This window comes from Streptococcus sp. 27098_8_186 (assembly GCF_041432055.1).
Classification (GTDB): domain Bacteria; phylum Bacillota; class Bacilli; order Lactobacillales; family Streptococcaceae; genus Streptococcus; species Streptococcus dentalis.
In genome coordinates this window covers 114,481-133,103 of the sequence record NZ_JAPVYV010000002.1, presented here as the reverse complement: position 1 = coordinate 133,103, position 18,623 = coordinate 114,481, and the positions used below count along the sequence as shown (strand labels likewise).

21 protein-coding genes and 2 pseudogenes are annotated in these 18,623 nt (G+C 41.4%); 1 reads left to right on the top strand and 22 read right to left on the bottom strand.

Features of this window, described 5'->3' with window-relative positions; translation table 11 throughout:
* Position 1 precedes the first annotated feature (1 nt).
* The 18 genes and pseudogenes from macP to O3602_RS03350 form a co-directional block, all read right to left on the bottom strand.
* Positions 2 to 337 carry a cell wall synthase accessory phosphoprotein MacP gene (macP, locus tag O3602_RS03435; protein ID WP_004219826.1) on the bottom strand — a complete coding sequence of 112 codons (336 nt, stop codon included), beginning with the start codon at positions 335 to 337 and terminating at the stop codon, positions 2 to 4.
* 11 nt (positions 338 to 348) lie between these two features.
* Positions 349 to 894 carry an NUDIX hydrolase gene (locus O3602_RS03430; RefSeq protein ID WP_003002456.1) on the bottom strand — a complete coding sequence of 182 codons (546 nt, stop codon included), beginning with the start codon at positions 892 to 894 and terminating at the stop codon, positions 349 to 351.
* Between the two features lie 9 nt (positions 895 to 903).
* Positions 904 to 2,283 carry a bifunctional UDP-N-acetylglucosamine diphosphorylase/glucosamine-1-phosphate N-acetyltransferase GlmU gene (gene glmU / locus O3602_RS03425; RefSeq protein ID WP_003012063.1) on the bottom strand — a complete coding sequence of 460 codons (1,380 nt, stop codon included), beginning with the start codon at positions 2,281 to 2,283 and terminating at the stop codon, positions 904 to 906.
* A 137-nt stretch (positions 2,284 to 2,420) separates the two neighbouring features.
* On the bottom strand, positions 2,421 to 2,561 hold the full coding sequence (locus tag O3602_RS03420) for a hypothetical protein (protein ID WP_371611153.1): 141 nt from the start codon (positions 2,559 to 2,561) through the stop codon (positions 2,421 to 2,423).
* Between the two features lie 53 nt (positions 2,562 to 2,614).
* Positions 2,615 to 3,055 (bottom strand): ASCH domain-containing protein, encoded by a 441-nt coding sequence (locus tag O3602_RS03415; RefSeq protein ID WP_371611152.1) that lies wholly within the window; start codon positions 3,053 to 3,055, stop codon positions 2,615 to 2,617.
* Positions 2,997 to 3,899 carry a putative PEP-binding protein gene (locus tag O3602_RS03410; protein WP_371611151.1) on the bottom strand — a complete coding sequence of 301 codons (903 nt, stop codon included), beginning with the start codon at positions 3,897 to 3,899 and terminating at the stop codon, positions 2,997 to 2,999. The genes O3602_RS03415 and O3602_RS03410 overlap by 59 nt, the downstream gene beginning before the upstream one ends.
* A gap of 41 nt (positions 3,900 to 3,940) precedes the next feature.
* Complete coding sequence (locus tag O3602_RS03405; RefSeq protein ID WP_371611150.1) at positions 3,941 to 4,669, bottom strand: GNAT family N-acetyltransferase; 729 nt, start codon at positions 4,667 to 4,669, stop codon at positions 3,941 to 3,943.
* A 7-nt stretch (positions 4,670 to 4,676) separates the two neighbouring features.
* On the bottom strand, positions 4,677 to 5,156 hold the full coding sequence (locus O3602_RS03400; protein WP_371611149.1) for an NUDIX hydrolase: 480 nt from the start codon (positions 5,154 to 5,156) through the stop codon (positions 4,677 to 4,679).
* A gap of 39 nt (positions 5,157 to 5,195) precedes the next feature.
* Positions 5,196 to 5,801 carry a DUF6707 family protein gene (locus tag O3602_RS03395; RefSeq protein ID WP_371611148.1) on the bottom strand — a complete coding sequence of 202 codons (606 nt, stop codon included), beginning with the start codon at positions 5,799 to 5,801 and terminating at the stop codon, positions 5,196 to 5,198.
* A gap of 138 nt (positions 5,802 to 5,939) precedes the next feature.
* Positions 5,940 to 6,359: an SMI1/KNR4 family protein gene (locus O3602_RS03390; protein WP_155125572.1), complete on the bottom strand. Its 420-nt coding sequence runs from the start codon at positions 6,357 to 6,359 to the stop codon at positions 5,940 to 5,942.
* 19 nt (positions 6,360 to 6,378) lie between these two features.
* Positions 6,379 to 6,714: a hypothetical protein gene (locus O3602_RS03385; RefSeq protein ID WP_155125570.1), complete on the bottom strand. Its 336-nt coding sequence runs from the start codon at positions 6,712 to 6,714 to the stop codon at positions 6,379 to 6,381.
* Positions 6,715 to 6,750: 36 nt separating this feature from the next.
* The gene (locus O3602_RS03380) at positions 6,751 to 7,449 is read right to left on the bottom strand and encodes a 3-oxoacyl-ACP reductase (protein WP_371611147.1); all 699 of its coding nucleotides are present in this window, start codon (positions 7,447 to 7,449) and stop codon (positions 6,751 to 6,753) included.
* The gene (locus tag O3602_RS03375; protein WP_000141913.1) at positions 7,442 to 7,678 is read right to left on the bottom strand and encodes a DUF2829 domain-containing protein; all 237 of its coding nucleotides are present in this window, start codon (positions 7,676 to 7,678) and stop codon (positions 7,442 to 7,444) included. Before O3602_RS03375 ends, O3602_RS03380 begins: the two co-directional genes overlap by 8 nt.
* 90 nt (positions 7,679 to 7,768) lie before the next feature.
* Positions 7,769 to 7,831: pseudogene (locus tag O3602_RS03370) on the bottom strand (hypothetical protein); the annotation flags it as partial.
* Positions 7,810 to 9,174: pseudogene (locus O3602_RS03365) on the bottom strand (APC family permease); the annotation flags it as partial. The pseudogenes O3602_RS03365 and O3602_RS03370, both read right to left, overlap by 22 nt.
* A 233-nt stretch (positions 9,175 to 9,407) precedes the next feature.
* A complete protein-coding gene (locus O3602_RS03360; protein WP_371611146.1) occupies positions 9,408 to 10,238 on the bottom strand; it encodes a hypothetical protein in 831 nt (276 codons plus the stop codon).
* The gene (locus O3602_RS03355; protein WP_371611145.1) at positions 10,235 to 11,035 is read right to left on the bottom strand and encodes a hypothetical protein; all 801 of its coding nucleotides are present in this window, start codon (positions 11,033 to 11,035) and stop codon (positions 10,235 to 10,237) included. The genes O3602_RS03360 and O3602_RS03355 overlap by 4 nt, the downstream gene beginning before the upstream one ends.
* Positions 11,029 to 11,358, bottom strand: a complete 330-nt coding sequence (locus O3602_RS03350) for a PadR family transcriptional regulator (protein WP_003012258.1) — start codon at positions 11,356 to 11,358, stop codon at positions 11,029 to 11,031. Before O3602_RS03350 ends, O3602_RS03355 begins: the two co-directional genes overlap by 7 nt.
* Before the next feature lie 260 nt (positions 11,359 to 11,618).
* On the opposite strand from O3602_RS03350, the gene O3602_RS03345 reads away from it, so the two are divergent.
* On the top strand, positions 11,619 to 13,583 hold the full coding sequence (locus O3602_RS03345; protein WP_371611144.1) for a peptide ABC transporter substrate-binding protein: 1,965 nt from the start codon (positions 11,619 to 11,621) through the stop codon (positions 13,581 to 13,583).
* Positions 13,584 to 13,682: 99 nt separating this feature from the next.
* On the opposite strand, the gene O3602_RS03340 is transcribed toward O3602_RS03345, so the two are convergent.
* From O3602_RS03340 to O3602_RS03325, 4 genes are all read right to left on the bottom strand, one after another.
* Positions 13,683 to 15,686 carry an FtsX-like permease family protein gene (locus O3602_RS03340; RefSeq protein WP_371611210.1) on the bottom strand — a complete coding sequence of 668 codons (2,004 nt, stop codon included), beginning with the start codon at positions 15,684 to 15,686 and terminating at the stop codon, positions 13,683 to 13,685.
* Complete coding sequence (locus O3602_RS03335) at positions 15,679 to 16,446, bottom strand: ABC transporter ATP-binding protein (RefSeq protein WP_270298807.1); 768 nt, start codon at positions 16,444 to 16,446, stop codon at positions 15,679 to 15,681. The genes O3602_RS03340 and O3602_RS03335 overlap by 8 nt, the downstream gene beginning before the upstream one ends.
* A 177-nt stretch (positions 16,447 to 16,623) precedes the next feature.
* A complete protein-coding gene (locus tag O3602_RS03330; protein WP_003012225.1) occupies positions 16,624 to 17,181 on the bottom strand; it encodes a hypothetical protein in 558 nt (185 codons plus the stop codon).
* A 248-nt stretch (positions 17,182 to 17,429) separates the two neighbouring features.
* Positions 17,430 to 18,548 (bottom strand): DUF4767 domain-containing protein, encoded by a 1,119-nt coding sequence (locus O3602_RS03325; RefSeq protein WP_371611143.1) that lies wholly within the window; start codon positions 18,546 to 18,548, stop codon positions 17,430 to 17,432.
* Positions 18,549 to 18,623: the final 75 nt, after the last annotated feature.

Below are 18,623 nucleotides of genomic sequence, written 5' to 3'. Positions count from 1 at the left end.
CTTATAGACGCCAAATAGCAATGATCAAGACAATGAGGAGCACAATGATCCAGAACAAAATCTTATTGAGTTTGGATTGGACCACACTTTGTTTGCGCTCTTCAATGCGACGACTCTTGGTCACTGTGGGCTCCACTTGGATCTGCACCGTATCCTGAGAATAACGCTCTTGCGGACGTTCCATACGGCTTTCTCTCATAGGACGTTCATAGCCAAATCCTCTGTGGTCTGTCCGAATAATTTTCGTCTCTTCAGCATCGATCATTTTAGGACCAGTGATGTCCTCTCCTCGCCTTGCTCGTTCAATCATTTCATCGGTTAATAAAGGTTTTCCCATCGGATCCTCCTCTATTTATTGATTAAGTCCCAATATTGGATAGCCATGATGGTCTTGGCATCACAGATTTCACCTGAAAGGATCAAATCTTTCGCTTCCTTCAAGGTCACTTCTAATAACTCCAAGGTCTCATCCGCATCTTGTGGACGTGGATTTTCCACCTTTTTCAAGTTGGTCGCACCATAAAGTTTGATCCGCTCATTACAAAATCCAATGGCTGAATAAAAATCATACAACAATTCTAGATCCGCTGTGTAGCCAATTTCTTCTTCCAACTCACGCAGAGCAGCCGCTTTAGGGTCTGCATTTTCTCCCTTTTCTAACTTCCCTGCTGGAATCTCCACCGAGGTCCTTTCAATCGCCTTGCGGTACTGTTTCACCAAGATCGTCTTCCCATCTTCTGTGATCGGCAAAACCGCTACTGCTCCATTATGGAAGATTAAATCACGCTGCGCTTGGCCTTTTCCAGCAGGTAGTTCTACTTGATCAGTGACCACTTGGAAAATCGGTCCCTGATAAATCTCCTTGCGCTCAATGGTTTTTTCTTCAAATTGCATGAGAATCTCCTATTTATTTTTAGGATGGTGTGGCAAGCGAAGGGCATACCCTTCTTTATTCACTTGACGGCCACGACCAATCGCAATCGCATCAGCTGGTACATCCTTGGTAATAGTTGATCCAGCACCGACTAAGGAATTGTCCCCTAATTCAACTGGCGCAATAATCGTCGAATTGGATCCGACAAAAACATTGTTTCCAATCGTCGTTTTAAACTTGTGTTGGCCATCATAATTCACTGTGATGGTTCCTGCACCAAAATTGACGTTGCTGCCAACTTGGCAGTTGCCAATGTAAGTCAAATGACCAGCTTTGGTATTTTCGCCGATAGACGAACCTTTGACTTCGACAAAGTTTCCAATATGGACATCTTTGGCGAGGCTAGATCCTGGACGAATATGAGCATATGGTCCTACTGTCACGCCATCGGCTACGGTGCTTTCTTCAATCATAGAGTTAGTAATAACGGCACCTGCACCAATTTCACTATCCACGATATAGGTTCCATTGGTTAAAACTGTCTCAGCCCCAACTTTTGTGTGCCCTTTTAGGGTAACATTGGCTTCGATTTGCACTTCTGGTGCGATCTCAACATCGACATCGATATAAGTCGCATCAGGGTTAACAAAGCTCACTCCATTAACCATGTGGGCTTGGTTAATGCGACGACGCATGACGCCTTCTGCTGTTGCAAGGGCTACGCGGTCGTTAACTCCAAGACTTTCATCAAAATCTTTCAGAGTATAGGCTCCAACTTTCTCCCCTGCCTCACGGAAAATTCCGATGACATCCGTGATATAGTATTCGCCTTGGGCATTGTTTGTATTGATATTCTTTAAAGCTTCAAAGAGACGCGCATTGTCAAAGACATAAGTCCCTGTATTGATTTCCTTGATTTGTTGTTCATATTCTGTCGCATCTTTTTGCTCGACGATTCGAAGCACTTCCGCATTGTCGTTACGGACAATCCGACCATAGCCAAATGGATTCGCTGCTTCGGCTGTCAAAATCGTTGCCACATTTTTGTGGTTGATATGGAAGTCGATCAAGTGTTTGAGGCTTTCACCCGTAATCAAAGGAGTATCACCTGCAATGACGAGGGTATGCCCTTCAAGACCTTCCAAGACTGGCTCTGCCATCATTACCGCATGACCAGTTCCCAATTGTTCGGTTTGTTTAACAAAGTCTGTTTGTCCCGCTAAGACTTGCTCTACCAATTCCGCCTTGTGGCCCACAACCGTTACAGTCTTTTCAGGTGAGATGGCTCCAACACTACGGAAAACATGTTCCAACATAGAGATCCCAGCAACCTTGTGAAGAACCTTAGGCAAATCTGACTTCATGCGAGTTCCCTTACCCGCTGCTAAAATAATGGCATAATTTGGCATATACATTCTCTTTTCTTTACAATATCGTAGTTATTATACCATTTTTCACCCCTTTTGGAAAATAAGACCTAAATCAAAGGGAGTGGGAAAGAACTTCGACTAATTAAACAAAAGTTGAAAAGGTTCCCCAAACCTTTTCAATTTCCCCACCCTCGCACAGCTCCAACAGTCTGGGAGACTGTTGGAGGTTGCAGATAAAGAAAACATTGTTTTCCGTCTTCATAGGTCATCTTTGGAGCTAAATAACGAACAAAGATGCCAATCAACCACTGCGTCATACAGTCATTCCTATTAAACATCGAAGGCTGGACAGTTTTTGCCCAGCCTCGTTCTATAATGGATAAACCTTGCGAAATTCTTCTAAAACCACCTTGCTATAAGGTGTAAAAGTTAGTCCCGCTTCTCCTAAACAGTCTTTGAAAAAGTCTTCATGAACCTGACGCCAATAGGCTAAGGATTTGTCCCCCTCACCTTCCTTATAGGCATGGTCGGCTGACACTTGAAGGAAGGGCTGAACGGAAACTTTTGTAATTTCGACAATGCAGACAGCTTGATTTTGACTGTCTATAATGATATCAAAGGTCCCTTCTTGTGGAAGGGGTTCGTCCTCTACTGCATAGAGGTCGTAGGCTGAGGCGGTTGCTGTTTTTTCGCCTTTAAGCACCAAATCTGCTAAAAGGTCTGGTTCCACTCCAAAAGCCCAGGCATCTATCTCATCTCCGATAGAGGGATTGATTTTCTTGTAGGCATTCCACATTTCTTGAGGTGTCATGGGTTCTCCTTTGTAATTTTTTACTTTCTTCTTTTACACGTTTGAGGTGGTCTGTATGGTCAATCTCTAAATTAAAAATCTCTGGAATAGAGCTGTAATGGAGAATACATTCGATACCCATCTGATTCATTTTTTGTATGAAAGAAGTATTCAGATAGCCTGCTACAGCAAAATCAATCTTGTTCTTCCTTGCTTTATCCTGCATCTGTCTCAACATATCTAACATAATTGGACTTTCCATATCATGCCATTGACTGTTTCTCACAGTCGCAAAAATAAAAGAAGTTAAATCATTCATTCCAACTACAATCTTTGAAATACCCGTTTCCAGTATCCTGTCTAAGTCAAAATACGCTGACGGTAATTCAATCATTGTTCCAACTTTTCCAGTAAAACCATACTGACGCAATACTGTAATAGCTTGTTTTAATTGTTCGGCATCATTGACAAAAGGAAAAATAACAGACAGATTGGGATTCGTTTGAAAAACTTCTGTAACAACATTTGCTTCAGCATGAAATTCATCCAAACACGCTAGTAAACGCCTAGTCCCTCTATATCCAAATAAGGGGTGGCGTTCATCAAAATACTCTTTAGTCCCGTCTAGACAATTTGCTTCTGCATTTGTTAACTCTGAAAAGCGATACCAGACTTCTTCATCTGGGTACAAATGGCAAATAGTGTCTAGATAATCTTTTACAAATTGCTGACAACTTTTTAGCAGTATATTTTGACTGATCTCCCTCACCAAATATTCGCCACGAATCATACCAACATGATGAAATAGTTGTGAGTAAATTTTTTCAACAATTCTTTCGCCACTAAGAGCTAGCTGGTTTTTCATAGCCATTCACCTCGTCTTAAAAGATACAATATTAGATATCATTATATGACACTTTCCTCTAGTTCAAAAGCTTCATAAGGTTCAACTAACTCATATCCTAAAAATTCTGCTACTTTTTTGGAAGCCTCGTTATGAGCATCCCAAAGTGGAAACATATCTCTATTTAAACTCTCTAGAATCATTGCAGCACCAAGTTTTTTAGCAAATCCATTTCCTTGTTTGTCTGGTCTAGTTGCAACTTCCACTTCAACTGCTCCGTGGTAAACTAACCCTGAGGAAATCCCAGCAATCACTTCATTATTTTTAAGAATAACAAAGCCAAATCCACCTTTTAAAGCAAAATCCTGGTAGGACTCAAAATCCCCCTGTAAATCTTGTGACCATTCTTCCTCAGAAAGGCAGTTATAAATACGATTATAAATAGGCACAATATTGTAACCTTCCTCTATATGAGTAACTAGATCATTTAGAAGTTCAACTTGAAAATTTGCCTTATACTTAAAAGAATAGCGAGTAAAAGAAATTAACCCACCTTGCTGATGCAGAAAATCTTGCCACTTAGTGTCTTCTGAAATAATAATCTTATAATCTAAACCATATTGCCTAACAAAATCTTCCCAAAATCTGGAATCCAACTCCCCTGCTAGGTATAGAAAATTCCCAATATCATAAAAGCTCGTTGTCCTATCACTGTTTCGATAAACAGTACCGATTTGAGATTTAAGTCCATAGAGAACCATATATTTCTTCCATGTTTTAAATAGTTCCATTATCCTTCTATTTTACCTTCCAATTCCAATAGCTTTTCAGTTCTAATTCTGGAAATCCTCGTAACTCTGCCTTCACCTTTAATACTAAGGGTGAGGCATTGTCTGCAGTAATTTCTTCCCAATTCAACCAAATGGCATTGGCTGAATCATTACTTCCATCAAGAACCTCCTGAGGAAGGGATTGTTGAGAGCGTTCTAAATCGAGTACGATATCATAAAAGGCCATGATATGATGTACTGCGAAGTCTTGCCCTTCTTCTTGAACCAGCACGTCATACATCCTAGGATTTGAATAATTGCTAAGCGTATAGCCTGTCTCCTCCAGAACTTCTCTCTTGAGTGTTTCAGTCAGCCCTTCCCCTACTTCCTGGCTACCACCCGGTAGATCAAAACGATGTTGATAAGGGCCTCTTGTTTTTTCAATGCAGAGCAGTTTCCCCTCTTGAAGACAGACTCCGTAGACGCCAAAGTGTTTTTTGATTTTCATTTTCTGCTCCTTTTATAACTCAAAGATAAATGGTTCACATCATCCCTTAAAAGGAAATAAGCTATAAAGTCCATGCTCCTTGATATACTTCTTCAGTATCTCCATATTCTCTTCTATTTTTGCCTGGATATCTGTCTCTTCACAAGATGACTCAGCGATAAAGAGGTGAATTTTCAATAAATCTGTCAAGTATAGCAGACGGCGTTCCATTTCTGATTCAAGACTTGAAGAGTGCTCGATTTTTGCAAACTTTTGATCCAAGCTATCACCATTCAAAAATCTCTGATGAACTCTCCTTCTTATTTTTTTAGTTGATTCTTCCCCCTGTTCTAATGGAGATAAAAGGAGTTTTTTATAGACGAATACCTGATTTTCTACCTCTCTTTCTAGATAGGCCAATAAAACCAGAGAGTTATCAACAAAAGTCCAAGTGTTATAATTCCCTTCAAATGGAACTTGTATGATACTATCTAATAATTCCTTAGCTATTTTCTCTTGACCATCCAGATAAAGTAAATAGGCCAGATGATTTAGCGATTCGAGATAGGTAGCTTGGGTTTTCTTATTCTTTTTTAATACTTTATCTAAATAAAGATGTAGGTCTGGATGTTTTTCCAGTTGTTCAACTACTTCAGGTAGCTTCATCTGAAATCCTTTCTATTCTTTTTTAAAAAATTTAAAGTGTTTTTAATCATCTGATGCCAACTTGTCCACGCGCACCTGCTCAATTATCTGCTCTAGTAAAAGTTCTTGGTGTTTACGCATCCCTTCTCCTTTTTCGTCTCACTCTTCAACAAAAGAGTTTAAAAAGTCCTCAAAAGAAGCCCATTGACCGTAGATCTCAGCTGTTTCTTCTAGAACATAGAAGCAAACCATACCATAATCTTCTTCCCTTAGGGAAAGAGCGTAATTGCCAGAACCAGGATCATAGGCGAAATGGAGAAGGTCTGTAGCCCTAAATCCTGCAGGCACAGCCTCATCGTCATACCATGTAAGAGACTTGCTCATTTCCTCAAGTGAATTAAAGGAATTAAAAGGAAAGAGGTGATGTTCATCGTGGACACCACTTACTTGGGGCTGACCACCGTTGTTCTTGAGATAAAAATTTTTCATGACTTCTGGCAATTTCTTTCCAAGAATCTCCTCAAATTGTAAAAGGTCTTCTTTTGAAATCGGTGAATCTTCATCAAGCATCCTAAACATGATTACTCCCTTCAATTTTCTACAATTCTTCTTTTAGTTCCTTTTCAATAAAGTCATAAACATTTGCAGCAACTATTTTCATCTCTAAGGAGCCTAAAGCACCCAGGTCATTTTCATAAATGCAATCATCAGAATTTTTCTTGATAAAGTAAGCCAAATCTCCTTCCTGTCCAATCATAAAGTAATCTGGCTCTACTTCCTCAATCTGATAAGTCTCATTACGCTCCTGGAGATCCTCCTTAGCATACAAACAGATACCTGTATCTCCAATTTCATAGGGATCAATCTCTTCCCACTCTGATAAAAACTGATAGTAGAGATTGGGCAATACAAATCCAAACTCATCTCTTTTCATAGCTTACCTCCACATATCCACTGAGTATCAACTATATTACTTCAAAGACCAACCACCATCAATAGTCAGGATTTGTCCCTGCATGGCACTCGCTTTTCCACTTGCTAAGAAGAGGCTAACTTCAGCAACTTCACTTGGCTCAATCCATCGTTTGATGGGGGTTTCACTTGCCACCCAGTCCGCCAATCCTCCTGGTTCAAAGTCTGAGGCGGTCATACCCGTCTTAACTGCACCTGGTGCGATGCCAAAGACCTGAATCCCAGCTTCTGCATAATCCAGGGCCAACTGCTTGGTAAATCCAGCTAAGGCATGTTTGGACGAGGTATAGGCGTGACCGCCTCCTCCTGCCAGGCTAGAAGCAATGGAGCACATGTTGATGACGGTCCCTTGCTTCTTCTCCAACATTTGAGTCAGATAATGCCGTGTCAGCTCCACCGGGGTCACATAGTTGATCTCAAAGATCTCCTGAATTTCCTGAGCGCTTTGCTCCAGAAGCGGTTTGTAATCATCCAAGACCCCAGCCGTATTGCACAAGACCTCTACCTCAGGACACCAGTCAAAAATCGGCGTCAAATCAAGAGTTAAGTCCCTCTGTAAGAAGTGAAAATCACCTGCTAACTGAGGATCCGCTCCCTGATCCACCCCATAGACCTGGTAGCCCTTTTCTAGAAAGAGTCGAGCTTGAGCCAAACCAATCCCGGAACTCACACCTGTAATCAAGACCCTTTTAGTCATGGACTTCCACCCAATCTGTCGCTAAAACATCACAAGGTGTTGGACTCCACATGGAAAAACCTTCACCCTCACCAGAGACGTTGATGAGGAAATAAGGGGTCACTTCCAGAGCCACCCCATTTTGCTCAATGGTATCAAAGAGTTGGACGTAGTTTTCTGCTCCACCCCAACCGGTTCGCACATATTTTTTCTTAGCCTTTAAGCCTGGTAAAATCTCTTCAAATGTCATGTTTTTCTCCTTTGTTATCTAGTTAACTTTCTCCCTTTATTATATCAAAAAAAGAGCTTTCTCTATGTAAAAAGCCAGAGTTCTTCTACTCTAGCTTTCATCTTTTATTGATTTTCTTCTGAGTGACGATAGCCATAACCGAAATAAATTCCGACCCCGATCAGGAGAGCAACTCCGAAGGCCAGCCAGGTCGATAGGGAATACTGGGTCATAAAGGACAGACAGACCACAATCGATAGGATTGGCAAGACCGGAACCAAGGGGGTTTTAAATTCACCAGGTCCAGGAGCCCCGTGTTCCTTGCGCAATTTCAAGAGGGCAAAGGCCAACATAACTAGGTAAGCCAAGGTACAAATATTTAAGAAGGAAGCGATACTGGCTAGCGGGAAGACTCCACCAGCAATGGCAGCCATCGAGCCAGCTACTAGTGTTGCATTTTTTGGAATTCTAGTTTTTGGATCGAGCTGTTTCATAGCTTTTGGCAAAAGCCCATCCCGCGCCAAACTGTAAATCATCCGTGAAAGGGCAAAGGTCATGGAAATGCAGACGGTAATCAGGGTCAAAATCGCTACCAGTGATACATAATTTCCAGCCCAGCCGGCTCCGACCTGACGAAGGGCAAAGGCAACCGCGTCTTCTACATTTAAGTTCTTAAAAGGAACCATACCGGTCAAAACTAAGGTAACCAAAATATAAAGAACAGTTGTGATTAAAAGACTAAGGACAATGCCGCGAGGGACGTTCTTTTGTGGTTCCTTGATTTCGTCGACCGCCATTGAAATGGACTCAAAACCAAGAAAGGCAAAGAACATGAGCGAAGCGCCAGTCATAATCCCTGTCTGACCACCATAGATTTCGCCAAATCCATACGGAGCAAAGTTGGCCCAGTTGCTAGGGTTTAGGTGAAAAATCCCGACAAGGATAAACAAGGCAAGAGCGGAGAACTTGAGTAAGACCAGCAAGGAATTAAAGCGTAAGACCGCTTTTGCATTCATAAGAACTAAGGCAGTGACGAGGACCATGACCAAAATAGGCAAGAGATCCACATAAGTTCCCTTAGCTGGATCAAAAGTCCCGTTTAAAGCCGTCGGCAGGCTCCAGCCAAGATTGGCCAACAAGCCCTTGAAATAAGCAGCCCAACCTGAAGCCACCCCTGATACAGCTGTCATAAATTCCATCACAGTCAACCAACCGGCAATCCAGGCAGGAAACTCTCCAAAGATGGCATAGAGGTAACTATAGGCCCCACCAGTTGAAGGGATACGAGATGCAAATTCTGCAAAGAAGAGGGCAGATAAGCCGACGCAAAAAGCCGCAATCACAATCGAAATAATCAAGGCTGGACCAGCTAAATTCGCTGCTGCAGTACCCGTAATTGTGAAGATTCCTGTTCCCACCATGGCACCGATTCCTAAAATAATCAAATCCCACAAACGTAAATGGCGATTTAGACCCGGGTGTACTTGCCCAAGTCCCTTTTTTCGAAATAGATTCATGCATATTCTCCCATCTAATGAGTTTATTCTATCATACTTGAACAAGAAAGAGAGTGGGACAGAAATCGGTAATTCGTCAGAATTCGATTTCGTCGTCCCACCTCCTCACAGTTGAGTAGGTCATCTTTGGAGCTTAAAAAGCGAACAAAGATACCAATCAACCACTGCGTCTTGCTCGACAATCCAAAAACAATTGAGAGGCTAGGACTTTTGTCCCAGCCCCCCTTTTCTTTCTATTTATCACTTTCCGTCCTATTCTTTTTCAAAGCACGAATCGTAAACCAATAATAAATAACCAGCCCAAAGACGATGATCACTGTGGGCAGAAGAACCGTCATACCAAGATTCTGAACTCCTTGTGCCAAGGTCCAGCGATGTAAGAATCCAACCACTAAAAAGGCGACGATAGGAAAGATGAAAGCTCGTCCAAACTCTTCTTTCCATTGCCAAAGAATGAGACCTCCGCTAGCCCCTGTCATGAGAAGGGCATCCCAAGGACTAGGGACTACAAACAAAGCAAGAGCTGGCAAGAAACGGACTCCCACAATTTCACTGAAAAAATAGATCCCTAATACCAGAACAAAAGCTACATAAATTGCTTTTTTCGCTTTTTCTTCCGCAAAAATGAGACGACGAAGGAGATAGAAGATGATCCCAACAGCTAGGAGTCCCAAAATGATATCGGTTAAATAGACTAGAGGCTTGAGCACAAGGACCGCTTGAGAAGCAAAATCACTTAAGAGGCGATAAAAAATCACAATACCTGAAAAGATAGCCCCATATTTTAGAACAGACCGCGTCGATTCTTTGGGCATATTTTCGATAATTTGGTCTGCCATTTCCTTTGGATCTAGACCAAAATAATCCTTTGCCGTGAGGCCATCTCCGCTTGCTTGCGAAAAATCTAGCGCCAAATTATAGACCTGCTCTCTTAAGGCCTTCTCCTCATATAAAAAACCTGCAAGATTGAAATAATCCCAGAGATCTTGGAAATAAACTTGATCCTCCTGGCTAAAGGTTTGCATCAAGGCCTGCGTTTCTTCAAAATACATTGCTGATTTCATGCTTCTTCCTTCTTTCTTTGGAGACAAAATACAATAAGGGTCAGGACTAGTCCCATGAGAGGAAGGAGCCAGCCTATTAAATGAGCAGTTTCCTGATTCACAAGACGCATCCAGCATCCAGTAACTAGGAAAGTCAGGCCCATGACTAGTAGACTCGACATCAAACGCTCCCTGTTTCTATAAGCCATAACTGCAAACCCAAGTAAGACTAAGACAGCAAGAGCAATCCCCCAACCATCTGATAAGAAGAGACTCCCAATATGGCCAAAATAGATCGAAAATTGTCGTACGATGTTCAGAAATACCATCAGGCTGATCCCACTGATAAAAATAGCCCAAGACCACTTCATTTCTCCATAGCTCTGTTTGGACCAAAGCCACGTGATAAACTGGCTGAACACCAAGAAATTGAGTAGAATAACAACATAGGTCAAAGGTTCGATTTTCAGTGGTGTCATCCAGGTAAAATCCATTAAATAACGCATGCCAACTAAGATCCCTCCAAGTAGGAAGACGAGTCCCACATAAGATCCTAAAGAACGTTTTGGCAAGTCTGAAAGAACTTGATCCACCATCGCCCGTGGATCCTTTCCAAAATAATCCACTGCCCGAATGCCTTCTTTTTCAGCAACTTTTAGGTCGCAAACCATATTGTAGAGTTGTTCACCGAGCGCTTCATCATCATAAAAATAGGACTTGGCCCCAATATAGGCCACCATTTTTTTCATATAGGTTTGATCCTCTTTGTTTAAATGAATCAATTCATCGGACATTTTTTCTGTATAACTTTCTACCATTCTTCCCCCTCCTTCTTGATACGTTCTACTTTTGTGACCAGCTCCTGCCACTGGTCCCAAAATTCCTCTAAGCGCTCTCTTCCAGCATCACTGAGTGAAAAATACTTGCGATCAGGACCATCTGGAGACGGCCTCATTTCCCCATGAATAACCCCTTGTTTTTCTAATTTTTGAAGCAGGGGATAAATGGTCCCAGCGACAATCTTATCAAATCCCATCTCTTTGAGACTTTGGATCAATTCATAGCCATAGATGGCCTTTTTTGAAATAATCTCAAGCACACAGCCCTCCAAGACTCCCTTTAGTAATTGGGACTCTTTCATCCTTCTCACCTCTTTCTTCACATTTTTCACTAGTTTGTTTTACATACTAGTATTTTCACTATCAGTATACTCTTTCTCGGCTAGTATGTAAAGCATAATAGTAACTTTTTTCAAAAAAATTTTTATTCCTTAAAAATCCCTTAAAATCAAGGTTTCTCTGTATACTCGTGTGTAAATATACAAAAAAAGTTCAAAAAACACTTTATTTTGTAGATTGATTGGAGTATAATAATTAAAATTATTCAAAAGGAGACACGAATATGAAAAAATCGAAGCTTGCTCTTTTAGCAGGTGTCGCCGCGGCTTCAACGCTTTTCCTTGCTGCATGTGGCTCATCTTCTAATGCGTCAAAAGGGACAACCTACAACTACGTGTACGGTACAGACCCTGATACCTTGAACTATTTGACTTCAAACCGTTCAACTACAAGCGACATTACTACCAACTTGGTCGATGGTTTGTTTGAAAACGACCAATACGGTAACCTAGTGCCTGCTCTTGCTGAAGACTGGTCCGTTTCAAAAGACGGTCTGACTTATACTTACAAGCTTCGAAAAGATGCGAAGTGGTATGATTCAGAAGGAAATGAATATGCTGACGTCACTGCAAAAGATTTCGTGACATCTCTAAAATACGTAGCAGATAAAAAATCGGATGCTCTTTACTTGGTTCAAAACTCAGTCAAAGGCTTGGATGACTATGTAAACGGGAAAACCAAAGACTTCTCAACTGTTGGGGTAAAAGCTGTTGATGATCACACTCTTCAATACACTTTGAACCAACCAGAATCTTTCTGGAATTCTAAATTGACGACTGCTACCATGATGCCAGTTAATGAAAAATTCTTGGAATCAGCTGGGAAAGACTTTGGTAGCGTGAAACCAAATGGTATCCTCTACAATGGTCCATACATTTTGAAATCCTTCACTTCAAAATCACAAATCGAATTGGATAAAAACCCTGATTACTACGACAAGAAAAATGTTCACATTGATACGGTTAAATTGACTTACTTCGATGGATCTGACCAAGACTATCTTGCTCGTAACTTCTCAGATGGGAACCTATCTACTGCTCGTCTCTTCCCAACAAGCTCAACTTACAGCACAATTCAGAAGAAATTCAAGGATAACATCGTTTATACACCTCAAGATTCTACTGTTTACTACGCTTACTTCAACGTTAACCGTCAAAACTACGGCCATACTAAGAAGACGTCTGATGAGCAAAAGAACAGTACTAAGACAGCTCTTCAAAACAAGAACTTCCGTCAAGCTTTGAACTTTGCTTTAGACAGAACTTCCTACAGCGCTCAAGTTAACGGGAAAGATGGAGCATCAAAAACTCTTCGTACCCTACTAGTTCCACCTACATTTGTGCAAGCCAACGGAAAAGACTTCGGTACGCTCGTTGAAGAAAAACTTGCCGCAACAGGAGATGAGTGGAAAGGTGTAAGCTTTGCTGATGCTCAAGATAGCTTGCATAATACGGATAAAGCCAAAGCGGAACTTGCAAAAGCGAAAGCTGAATTGCAATCACAAGGTGTTCAATTCCCAATCCATATCGACTATGTTGTAGACCAATCTTCTAATGCTCTTGTCCAACAAGCAGACTCTATGAAGAGCTCAATCGAAGCGGCCCTTGGTAAAGATAATGTCGTGATCGATGTACAAAAATTGTCTACAGACGATGCAGACAACGCTACTTACTTCGCCCAATCACCAGATCAAAAAGACTTTGATATGGATATCACTGGTTGGGGACCTGACTTCCAAGACCCATCTACTTACTTGGATATCTTAAACCCAACAGATGGTTCAACCTTGACTGGTATGGGACTTGATCCTAAGAAAGACCAAGCGCTCATCGAAAAAATTGGTTTGAACGAGTACAAAGCATTGTTGGATGCTGCCAATGCTGAAAAATTGGATACCAATGCGCGTTATGAAAAATATGCTGATGCCCAAGCTTGGTTGACAGAAAACGCAATTGTTCTTCCAATCTACTCTAAGGGTGGAGTTCCATCTATCACGAAGGTAACACCATTCTCAGCAGCAAATTCTGCAATTGGTATTAAAGGTGAAACAAGCTTCTTCAAATACCAAAAACTTCAAGATAAGACAGTCACAACTGCTGACTACGAAAAAGCTTATAAGAATTGGTTGAAAGAAAAAGAAGAATCAAACAAAAAAGCGCAAGAAGAACTTGCAAAACACGTGAAATAATCGCGATAGAAAACACCGGGGATAAAATCCTCGGTGTTTTTTGTGCTAACAAAATGTTGTATGTTTCATCTTATTTCTAATCTTTTATAGACTCGAACGCTATCTCACGACAATCTTCCGATAACTTCTAGAAGTCAGAAGAAAGACGAGAACATAAGAGATGAAAAAGACAGCGCAGATAGAAAGAGTTGTTTGAAGAACCAAGCCCGCATTGGTCGCTCCTAGGAGGGCAACGATCTTTACAATCATCTTGTAGGCCACTCCTAAGTACAGGAAGGAGAAGAATAGAGGAAGGAAAAAGACGGTGAGAATCTGTTTGCGAATGGTGGTGGTCGTTTGTTTTTGGTCCAATCCTACTTGTTGCAAGATCACAAAATTTTCCCGGTCCTCATAGCCCTCTGAAATCTGCTTGTAGTAAATGACGAGAACTGTGGCTAATAGAAAGATCACCGATAGAAAAATCCCGATAAATAGAAGAGTCCCTGCTGTTTCACGCCAATCTTTCTCTATACTGTATCGATCAAATCCACTGAAGTAAGTCGCACCATATTGACTCATTTTGTCTGTCGAATGAAGCTCTTTGATCACGCCAGCAAGGAAAGCATTATTTTCTTTATCTTTGGCAGTAATAGAGAATTCCAAATTTTTATCCATTTTTAGTCCCAGTTGGTTCAAGTCAGGGAGGACCAGGTACAAACCCATTTGGTGTTGAAACAGGGCACCTTGGGGGAGTTTTCCTTGGATAAAATTGGAGTTTAGTTTTTCTTTAATCGTGAAGGTCTTCCCATTGATTTCTAATTGCGCGTCTAATCTTCCAGGATACTGATACCCATAGGCTAAGATTTCATTTTCCCCAAGCTCAACTTTTTGACCCGTCAGTTGCTCATAAGTCGCCTGATCAAAAAAGTTGACTACTCCTTCTGTCTTCAACTCCTGATCAGTTGATGGAGTGGACTGGTCATTCACCTCTAAGACCTTTCCATCAATCTTTCGAATTTCAGCCGACCAGTATGTTGTCTGTGCCACTTGGTAATCTGACAGATGTGTCGCATCGGCTGTTTTCTGAATAATAGCTTGAACATCCTCAATAACCGGTTCTGTTTCAGCTTCTGAAGTCATATGCCCCACACTAATATTGTAGTCCGAAGGGAAAACAGTATCTAGATAGTTCTGCCCTCCAATAAAGATATTGAGCGATCCGGTTAAGGTGACCAAGACCATGGTGGAGAGAATACTAATGGTCGCAAGGCCAGCTGCATTTTTTCGCATCCGAGCTACTAAATTAGAGACGGATATAAAATTCTCTGGCTTGTAATAGTAGGATTTCCGACCTTTGAGAAATTTTAAGAAGGTAATGGAGCCTGCGTTGAATAAGAGATAGGTCGCTAGAATGACCAAGATGACGGCAATAAAGAATCCTTGAACCGCTGCAACTGGACGCTCTGCTGTTAGCGCTATATAAAAAGCAATTCCTAAGAGCCCAAGTCCTAAAAGAGTTTGGACCAGCAAGAAGCGTCCTTTCTTCTCTCCTGCCTTTTTCTGTTGCATGAGGTGGAGAGAACTGTAGCGCAAGAGGCGGAAAGAATTCAACAAGAGAATGAGGCCAAAAGCTAAGGCTAACCCAAGTAAAGTGTTAAGAACAGCCCCTATCTGGAAGGTTGATTGAATGACGACTGGTAGACCCATACATTTTAGAAGCAAGGCGAAAATCAAGCGATCAAACAAGAGTCCCAAACCCAGTCCCGCGCCAACTGTGAGGATATAGAAGAAGAGCAATTCCCATAAGGTCATGACGAGAAGGTGCTTCTTCTCCATCCCCAAAACACTGTACAGTCCCAGTTCTTTGGAACGATTTTTCATGACATAGCCATTGGCATAAGCCACCAAAATGATGACGACCAGCTGGACGACGAAACTACCAAAACCAAGAACAGTTCTTGCCGATCCCCCTCCGTAAGAATCCTCTAAATGAGGAGTCGTTGCCAGCGCGATAAAGCTATAGAGGATCATGGTCGTTAAAATGACAGCTATAGCGAAAGGATAATACAACTTGCGATTTTGTTTGAGGTTGGAAAGTGCTAATTTACTTGTTAATTTAAACATCATGATCCTCCTTTCCCGCCATGACCGTCAGGGTATCTGAGATTTCTTGGAACATCTGACGCTCTGTCTTTTCCCCGCGGAAAATCTGGTTGTAAAGGATCCCATCCTTGATAAAGAGCACGCGCTTGGCACGCGCTGCTGCTGCGGTTGAGTGGGTCACCATGAGAATGGTTTGCCCCATGCTATTGATATCTTCAAAGACATCTAGCAAAGCAGCTGAAGACTTGGAATCCAGCGCCCCTGTTGGCTCATCCGCAAGGAGAATTTCTGGTGAGGTAATAATGGCCCGTGCTACGGCTACCCTTTGTTTTTGCCCACCAGAGATTTCGTAGGGATATTTTTCAAGCAGTTGGTGAATGTCCAACTCCCGACTGACGCTATCCACCTTGCTCATCATTTCCTTGACCGGTCTGCGAGAAAGGACCAAAGGTAAGAGGATATTGTCCTTGACGGACAAGGTATCCAGCAGGTTGAAGTCTTGAAAGACAAAGCCTAGTTTTTCCCGACGGAAGCTGGATGCGTCTTTGTTCTTGATGGTTGAAGTATCGGTGCCATTGAGGTAGACTCGTCCTTCCGTCGGCTGATCCAGCATGGCTAGGATATTGAGGAGGGTCGATTTCCCAGATCCTGATTCCCCCATGATGGCGACGTATTCGCCTTTTTCAACTGTGAAGTGGATATCCTTTAAGGCTTCAACCTGCGTTCCTTGAAAGCGGGTTTTATAGATCTTTTTGATATGTTGAACATCTAGTAGGGTCATGGTCTGTTCCTTTCTAGCTCGAAAAAAGCTTCAATCGTTTTTTACAAATCTATTGTACTAAAACTGAAACGCTTTCACCATAACATAACCTTACATTTTACCCTTTATTTCTTACATTTTTGTAAGAAAGCAAAAATAGGCTAGGACTTGAGGTCCTAACCTATTTTTATTCGTTCATTACTGAGCCGATGTATAAGGTGCAACCATTTTATATGCACTTTCAAGAGCTTGTTTCATTGTATCACGAGATGTTTTCACTTGTTGTAAGAAAGTCGTACGTCCTTGTTCAGGAACAGTCGTACTATCAGGACCTACGCTTGAAAGCATCTTATCAAATTGAGTTTTTGAGTCATCCAAGACCTTAATAGCCGGATCCACTTGTTGAGTATACACATCTCTCTGAGCCTCTGGAATTTGTTGGCCAATATCTTGTGCATATTTCTTATAGTTTTCAACTAATTTGCTATAAAGATTCTTCATATCTCCGATTGTTTTTGCACTGTCGATTTCTTCATCTGTCAACAATACAATTTCAGGGATATTTGTTGAAGAAGTTGCTGATTTAGATGATTTTGATGAACTGCTTGATTTGCTTTCTGAAGTAGATGATTTTTCTACCTTACTAGAAGAAGCCTTTGCATCTTTGCTAGATGATTCCGAAGCAGTTTTACCAGAACATGCTGCTAACGTTGCAACTGATAAGAGGGCCACGCCCGCTGTAAGAAGTTTTTTCATAATTTTTTCTCCTATAGATATTGATTAATTATATTTTAAAATGAAATCTTTTTATTGTCAAATATTTTATGTACTCAATCCTTTTTATACCGACTTTTATCACTAACTCTTAACATATTTTTCCGTCCTATTCACAAAAACCAGAAAATAAATTTTTATTCATTCCGCATATAAAATAAAAGATTAGACAAAACGTCCAATCTTTGATGAATGATTGAAAGAACTGAATAAGCCCGTATTTCTTTTTTTCATTGATGAAGTAATTGATTGAACTCTTGTTGAAGTTCCTTGTTGTCCGTTGGTTTTAGATACATCTTTCCACCATTGGTCGTGGGAGAATGAAAGACAATGGCTTCTCCTGTATCTGTAATGGCAAAGAAATAACTATGCACATCTGGATACTTGTCCCAATTGCTATAGCGTTCCACGATTCTGTATTTTGCATTTCCCTGACCAGTTTCTGTATAAATGGCATCCATCTTGCTATTTTCCCCTAGAGTATAGAGGTTGTCTGGTCCTACATCACCGCCAGCAATGCCTTTTTGGTAGTTGGGTTGTCCCATCTTTTCTCCCCAGGTCTTCATAAATTCTGCTAATTTTGCTGATTTTTCTGCATTCCAAGGCGTTTTTTCCTGGCTTTGGCTATTTCCCGCTGATGGTGTGCTGTCAAAAGTTTGCCAGTCAAACCTCTTGAGATCCCATTTTTCCTCATCCGATTTTCCAAAGAGGGCAGTCAGATCTGACCCCGGTACTTGGACTTCTTCTTCCTGGACTTTGATCGTAGCATGAGGCGTCTTTTCTATCCGTGAGAGCACGGCTACCCCATGGCCAGTTCCAGACATCCAGCTGACTTCTAAGACTTCTCCTCCCTGATAGAGGGTCGTCGCATTGCGCGCTCCACCGTGTCCAGCGACGAAACCTTCAGCTAGTAGAGTCGGTTTTTGGTCCTTGAGGTAATAAACTCCTGTCACAAAGTAGCTTCCATCGGTCTGCTGATTGGCGATGATCATCTCATCTACCCCATCGTTATTTAAGTCCTTAAAGGCATAGCGAACGGCATCTGGCTGATTGATCACGGTCTCGATCACCCAGCTATTGATCATCCGATCTTCCTTGGCTAATGCATTATTCAATTTGGAAATGGCATCTAAATCTTTTGAAGTGGCAAAAATCTTTTGATAGTCTGAAAAAACAGACTGGTATAATTGTTTGTTATCTGCTTTTTTCGCTTGTTTTTTTGCTGAAGTCTGGCTCGTTGTAGCCTCTTTTTTAGGACTGGACTGGCGCTGGTATCTCTGGTAACATCCTGTTAACAGGACCATACTCGAAGCCACTAAGCCCAATTGCATCCATTGTTTTCTTTTCATCTGATCTCCTTTAGTCTCCCGTGTTTTCATACTGATCTTTATTATACTAAAATAAAGGTGAGGAAGGAATCCCTT

Bases quoted from the DNA above. Each gene is read 5' to 3' on its own strand.
- O3602_RS03350 (WP_003012258.1), bottom strand. From the start codon at position 11,358: ATGAAAGAGTCCCAATTACTAAAGGGAGTCTTGGAGGGCTGTGTGCTT.
- O3602_RS03385 (WP_155125570.1), bottom strand. From the start codon at position 6,714: ATGAAAAGAGATGAGTTTGGATTTGTATTGCCCAATCTCTACTATCAG.
- O3602_RS03405 (WP_371611150.1), bottom strand. From the start codon at position 4,669: ATGGAACTATTTAAAACATGGAAGAAATATATGGTTCTCTATGGACTT.
- macP (WP_004219826.1), bottom strand. From the start codon at position 337: ATGGGAAAACCTTTATTAACCGATGAAATGATTGAACGAGCAAGGCGA.
- O3602_RS03415 (WP_371611152.1), bottom strand. From the start codon at position 3,055: ATGACACCTCAAGAAATGTGGAATGCCTACAAGAAAATCAATCCCTCT.
- O3602_RS03360 (WP_371611146.1), bottom strand. From the start codon at position 10,238: ATGAAATCAGCAATGTATTTTGAAGAAACGCAGGCCTTGATGCAAACC.
- O3602_RS03375 (WP_000141913.1), bottom strand. From the start codon at position 7,678: ATGACATTTGAAGAGATTTTACCAGGCTTAAAGGCTAAGAAAAAATAT.
- O3602_RS03430 (WP_003002456.1), bottom strand. From the start codon at position 894: ATGCAATTTGAAGAAAAAACCATTGAGCGCAAGGAGATTTATCAGGGA.
- O3602_RS03335 (WP_270298807.1), bottom strand. From the start codon at position 16,446: ATGACCCTACTAGATGTTCAACATATCAAAAAGATCTATAAAACCCGC.
- O3602_RS03345 (WP_371611144.1), top strand. From the start codon at position 11,619: ATGAAAAAATCGAAGCTTGCTCTTTTAGCAGGTGTCGCCGCGGCTTCA.
- glmU (WP_003012063.1), bottom strand. From the start codon at position 2,283: ATGCCAAATTATGCCATTATTTTAGCAGCGGGTAAGGGAACTCGCATG.
- O3602_RS03380 (WP_371611147.1), bottom strand. From the start codon at position 7,449: ATGACTAAAAGGGTCTTGATTACAGGTGTGAGTTCCGGGATTGGTTTG.
- O3602_RS03390 (WP_155125572.1), bottom strand. From the start codon at position 6,359: ATGTTTAGGATGCTTGATGAAGATTCACCGATTTCAAAAGAAGACCTT.
- O3602_RS03325 (WP_371611143.1), bottom strand. From the start codon at position 18,548: ATGAAAAGAAAACAATGGATGCAATTGGGCTTAGTGGCTTCGAGTATG.
- O3602_RS03420 (WP_371611153.1), bottom strand. From the start codon at position 2,561: ATGACGCAGTGGTTGATTGGCATCTTTGTTCGTTATTTAGCTCCAAAG.
- O3602_RS03340 (WP_371611210.1), bottom strand. From the start codon at position 15,686: ATGTTTAAATTAACAAGTAAATTAGCACTTTCCAACCTCAAACAAAAT.
- O3602_RS03330 (WP_003012225.1), bottom strand. From the start codon at position 17,181: ATGAAAAAACTTCTTACAGCGGGCGTGGCCCTCTTATCAGTTGCAACG.
- O3602_RS03395 (WP_371611148.1), bottom strand. From the start codon at position 5,801: ATGAAGCTACCTGAAGTAGTTGAACAACTGGAAAAACATCCAGACCTA.
- O3602_RS03355 (WP_371611145.1), bottom strand. From the start codon at position 11,035: ATGGTAGAAAGTTATACAGAAAAAATGTCCGATGAATTGATTCATTTA.
- O3602_RS03400 (WP_371611149.1), bottom strand. From the start codon at position 5,156: ATGAAAATCAAAAAACACTTTGGCGTCTACGGAGTCTGTCTTCAAGAG.
- O3602_RS03410 (WP_371611151.1), bottom strand. From the start codon at position 3,899: ATGAAAAACCAGCTAGCTCTTAGTGGCGAAAGAATTGTTGAAAAAATT.